At 49.6% G+C, this 5,009-nt stretch carries 2 tRNA genes and 2 rRNA genes; all 4 read right to left on the minus strand.

The features are described 5' to 3' along the window. Nucleotides 1-43 precede the first annotated feature (43 nt). The 4 genes from P2W75_RS22435 to P2W75_RS22450 all read right to left on the minus strand — a co-directional run bounded on the left by P2W75_RS22435 (nucleotide 44) and on the right by P2W75_RS22450 (nucleotide 4,993). Nucleotides 44-2,928: ribosomal RNA gene (locus P2W75_RS22435) — 23S ribosomal RNA — on the minus strand. Between the two features lie 135 nt (nucleotides 2,929-3,063). Then, a tRNA-Ala gene (locus tag P2W75_RS22440) sits at nucleotides 3,064-3,137 on the minus strand. 142 nt (nucleotides 3,138-3,279) lie between these two features. After that, nucleotides 3,280-3,353 (minus strand) — tRNA-Ile (locus P2W75_RS22445). 126 nt (nucleotides 3,354-3,479) lie between these two features. Beyond that, nucleotides 3,480-4,993: ribosomal RNA gene (locus P2W75_RS22450) — 16S ribosomal RNA — on the minus strand. The 16S and 23S rRNA genes sit together here with 2 tRNA genes alongside, the layout of an rRNA operon. Between the last annotated feature and the right edge of the window lie 16 nt (nucleotides 4,994-5,009).

A 5,009-nucleotide genomic window follows, 5' to 3' on the forward strand; every position in this document is an offset into this window, starting at 1 on the left:
TTTAGAAAGTTCTCTCCTCCCGGCTGCCCGGGAGGAAAAGGGTGTGCATAAGCTTACGGATTATTAGTACTACTCGACTATGACATTACTGCCTTTACATCTATAGCCTATCAACGTGGTCATCTTCCACGATCCTTAAAAGAAATCTCATCTTGTGGTGGGTTTCGCGCTTATATGCTTTCAGCGCTTATCCCTTCCAAACGTAGCTACTCTGCGGTGCCCCTGGCGGGACAACAGATACACCAGCGGTTTGTCCAATTCGGTCCTCTCGTACTAGAATCAGATCCACTCAAATTTCTAACGCCCGCAGTAGATAGAGACCGAACTGTCTCACGACGTTCTGAACCCAGCTCGCGTGCCACTTTAATGGGCGAACAGCCCAACCCTTGGGACCTTCTCCAGCCCCAGGATGTGACGAGCCGACATCGAGGTGCCAAACCCCCCCGTCGATATGAGCTCTTGGGGGAGATCAGCCTGTTATCCCCGGCGTACCTTTTATCCTTTGAGCGATGGCCCTTCCATGCGGAACCACCGGATCACTATGCTCTACTTTCGTACCTGATCGACCTGTATGTCTCTCAGTCAAGCTCCCTTATGCCATTGCACTCTTCGCACGGTTACCAAGCGTACTGAGGGAACCTTTAGAAGCCTCCGTTACTCTTTTGGAGGCGACCACCCCAGTCAAACTACCCACCAAGCACTGTCCCCCGCAGCGCGGGGTTAGGCCTCAGATAAACAAAGGGTTGTATTTCAACAATGACTCCAGAACGCCTGGCGACGCCCCTTCAAAGTCTCCAACCTATCCTACACATCATTTATCCAAGGTCAATACTAAGCTATAGTAAAGGTGCACAGGGTCTTTTCGTCCCACTGCGGGTAAACGGCATCTTCACCGTTACTACAATTTCACCGAGCTCATGGCTGAGACAGTGTCCAGATCGTTACACCATTCGTGCAGGTCGGAACTTACCCGACAAGGAATTTCGCTACCTTAGGACCGTTATAGTTACGGCCGCCGTTTACTGGGGCTTCAATTCAATGCTTCTCCGAAGATAACATCTCCTCTTAACCTTCCAGCACCGGGCAGGTGTCAGGCCCTATACGTCATCTTGCGATTTTGCAGAGCCCTGTGTTTTTGATAAACAGTCGCCTGGACCTTTTCACTGCGGCCCCGATTGCTCGGGGCGACCTTTCTCCCGAAGTTACAGGTCTATTTTGCCTAATTCCTTAGCCATGAATCTCTCGAGCACCTTAGGATTCTCTCCTCAACTACCTGTGTCGGTTTACGGTACTGGTACTGATTACCTGAAGTTTAGAGGTTTTTCTTGGAAGCCCTTAGGCGCACTATCTCTTTGTCCGGAGACTCCGAGTACTATCGTATTTCGCCAGTTCCTGCGCATTTGACTGCAGGACCTATAGCTAGGTACTTCAACGAACTATTCCGTCAGTCCGCGGCGCTTTCATCACTCCGTCACCCCATCACAGTAATCAGTAGTACGGGAATATTAACCCGTCGGCCATCGACTGTCCCTTTCGGGTTCGCCTTAGGACCAGACTAACCCACAGCTGATTAGCATAGCTGTGGAAACCTTAGTTTTTCGGTGTGCGGGTTTCTCGCCCGCATTATCGTTACTTATGCCTACATTTTCTTTTCTGACCGGTCCAGCATACCTTACGAGATACCTTCTGCCCTGTCAGAATGCTCCCCTACCACTTGCAGCTGCCTGCAAATCCATAGCTTCGGTAATATGCTTATGCCCGATTATTATCCATGCTCGTCCGCTCGACTAGTGAGCTGTTACGCACTCTTTAAATGAATGGCTGCTTCCAAGCCAACATCCTAGCTGTCTGGGCAGACAAACCTCGTTCTTTCAACTTAGCATATATTTGGGGACCTTAGCTGATGGTCTGGGTTCTTTCCCTCTCGGACTTGGACCTTAGCACCCAAGCCCTCACTGTTAGCGAACATTATACAGCATTCGGAGTTTGTCAGGAATTGGTAGGCGGTGAAGCCCCCGCATCCAATCAGTAGCTCTACCTCTGTATAACTTTATAACTAACGCTGCACCTAAATGCATTTCGGGGAGTACGAGCTATTTCCGAGTTTGATTGGCCTTTCACCCCTACCCACAGGTCATCCGAAGACTTTTCAACGTCAACCGGTTCGGTCCTCCACTGTGTGTTACCACAGCTTCAACCTGCCCATGGGTAGATCACACGGTTTCGCGTCTAACACTACTGACTAAAGCGCCCTATTCAGACTCGCTTTCGCTGCGGATCCATGGCTTAACCACTTATCCTCGCCAGCAGCGTTAACTCGTAGGCTCATTATGCAAAAGGCACGCCGTCACCCCACTAAAGGGCTCCGACCGCTTGTAAGCGTATGGTTTCAGGATCTATTTCACTCCGTTATTCACGGTTCTTTTCACCTTTCCCTCACGGTACTGGTTCACTATCGGTCTCTCAGGAGTATTTAGCCTTAGCGGATGGTCCCGCCGAATTCAGACAGGGTTTCACGTGCCCCGCCCTACTCAGGATACCATTATCTATTACACTCGTTGCCCGTACGGGGCCGTCACCCTCTATGGCGCCGCTTTCCAGCAGCTTCCGGTTCCTTGTGCATAAAATCTCATGGTCCTACAACCCCAGAAAGGCCGTAACAATTCTGGTTTGGGCTGTTCCGCGTTCGCTCGCCACTACTTACGGAATCACTTTTGTTTTCTTCTCCTCCGCCTACTTAGATGTTTCAGTTCAGCGGGTTTGCCCACCTATCGGTGTGCTATATCTTCAATATAGCGGGTTGCCCCATTCGGATACCTGCGGATCACTCTGTGTGTGCCAGTCCCCGCAGCTTTTCGCAGCTTATCACGTCCTTCATCGCCTCTGAGAGCCTAGGCATCCCCCATACGCCCTTATTTTGCTTATTGCACCAAATCATAATTTAATATGATCCGTTTTTTTTTGTTTTTTATCGTTTCCAATAAAAAACGCTTTCTACTTTCTTATTATTTTCTTATCCCAATATGTCAATGAACTTTAATCTATCATTTCATGATAGTTTCGTGGAGAATAACGGAGTCGAACCGTTGGCCTCCTGCGTGCAAGGCAGGCGCTCTAGCCAGCTGAGCTAATCCCCCATTTCTTTAGTGATGAGTTATTAGTTATGAGTTATGAATTATTTCTCATAAGGCCTCAACCTCTAAAATTTCCTTTTCCTTAAGCATCCCACAGTCTTTTTAATTTTTAATCCCCGGTTTTTAACCGGAAATTCTTAAAAAGTAGTCCCGGGCAGACTCGAACTGCCGACCCCTACATTATCAGTGTAGTACTCTAACCAGCTGAGCTACGAGACTCTGTTTTACTTAATTCTTTTATCATTTTTTTAAATTAACAGCAAGAGTAATACAATCTTAAGATCCAGACCTTAAGTGAAGCATCTTATTTCCTGGGCGTGTCTCTGACTAACACCCAGGCTCTAGAAAGGAGGTGTTCCAGCCGCACCTTCCGGTACGGCTACCTTGTTACGACTTAGCCCTAGTTACCAGTTTTACCCTAGGCAGCTCCTTGCGGTCACCGACTTCAGGCACCCCCAGCTTCCATGGCTTGACGGGCGGTGTGTACAAGGCCCGGGAACGTATTCACCGGATCATGGCTGATATCCGATTACTAGCGATTCCAGCTTCACGGAGTCGAGTTGCAGACTCCGATCCGAACTGTGACCGGCTTTATAGATTCGCTCCTGGTCGCCCAGTGGCTGCTCTCTGTACCGGCCATTGTAGCACGTGTGTAGCCCAAGGCGTAAGGGCCGTGATGATTTGACGTCATCCCCACCTTCCTCACAGTTTGCACTGGCAGTCTTGTTAGAGTTCCCGACCTGACTCGCTGGCAACTAACAACAGGGGTTGCGCTCGTTATAGGACTTAACCTGACACCTCACGGCACGAGCTGACGACAACCATGCAGCACCTTGTAGACTGTCTTGCGAAAGGTCTGTTTCCAAACCGGTCAGTCTGCATTTAAGCCTTGGTAAGGTTCCTCGCGTATCATCGAATTAAACCACATGCTCCACCGCTTGTGCGGGCCCCCGTCAATTCCTTTGAGTTTCAAACTTGCGTTCGTACTCCCCAGGTGGGATACTTATCACTTTCGCTTAGCCACTGAAGTCGCCCCCAGCAGCTAGTATCCATCGTTTACGGCGTGGACTACCAGGGTATCTAATCCTGTTCGCTCCCCACGCTTTCGTCCATCAGCGTCAATCCACCGGTAGTAACCTGCCTTCGCAATTGGTATTCCATGTAATATCTAAGCATTTCACCGCTACACTACATATTCTAGTTACTTCCCGGTAATTCAAGTCCTGCAGTATCAATGGCCGTTCCACCGTTGAGCGATGGGCTTTCACCACTGACTTACAAGACCGCCTACAGACCCTTTAAACCCAATGATTCCGGATAACGCTTGGATCCTCCGTATTACCGCGGCTGCTGGCACGGAGTTAGCCGATCCTTATTCTTACGGTACCGTCAGGCTGATTCACGAATCAGTGTTTCTTCCCGTACAAAAGCAGTTTACAATCCATAAGACCGTCATCCTGCACGCGGCATGGCTGGTTCAGGCTTGCGCCCATTGACCAATATTCCTCACTGCTGCCTCCCGTAGGAGTCTGGTCCGTGTCTCAGTACCAGTGTGGGGGATCTCCCTCTCAGGACCCCTACCCATCGTCGCCTTGGTAAGCCGTTACCTTACCAACAAGCTAATGGGACGCATGCTCATCTTCCACCGTTGTGACTTTAATTACCGGATGATGCCATCCTGTAATACTATGAGGTATTAATCCAAATTTCTCTGGGCTATCCCTCTGTGGAAGGCAGATTGCATACGCGTTACGCACCCGTGCGCCGGTCTCAAGGCCCGAAAGCCTCTACCCCTCGACTTGCATGTGTTAAGCCTGCCGCTAGCGTTCATCCTGAGCCAGGATCAAACTCTTCATCGTATATTTTTTATATTAT

Origin of the sequence: Flavobacterium sp. H4147 (assembly GCF_029360735.1) — a bacterium.
In the GTDB taxonomy this organism is placed as follows: domain Bacteria; phylum Bacteroidota; class Bacteroidia; order Flavobacteriales; family Flavobacteriaceae; genus Flavobacterium; species Flavobacterium endoglycinae.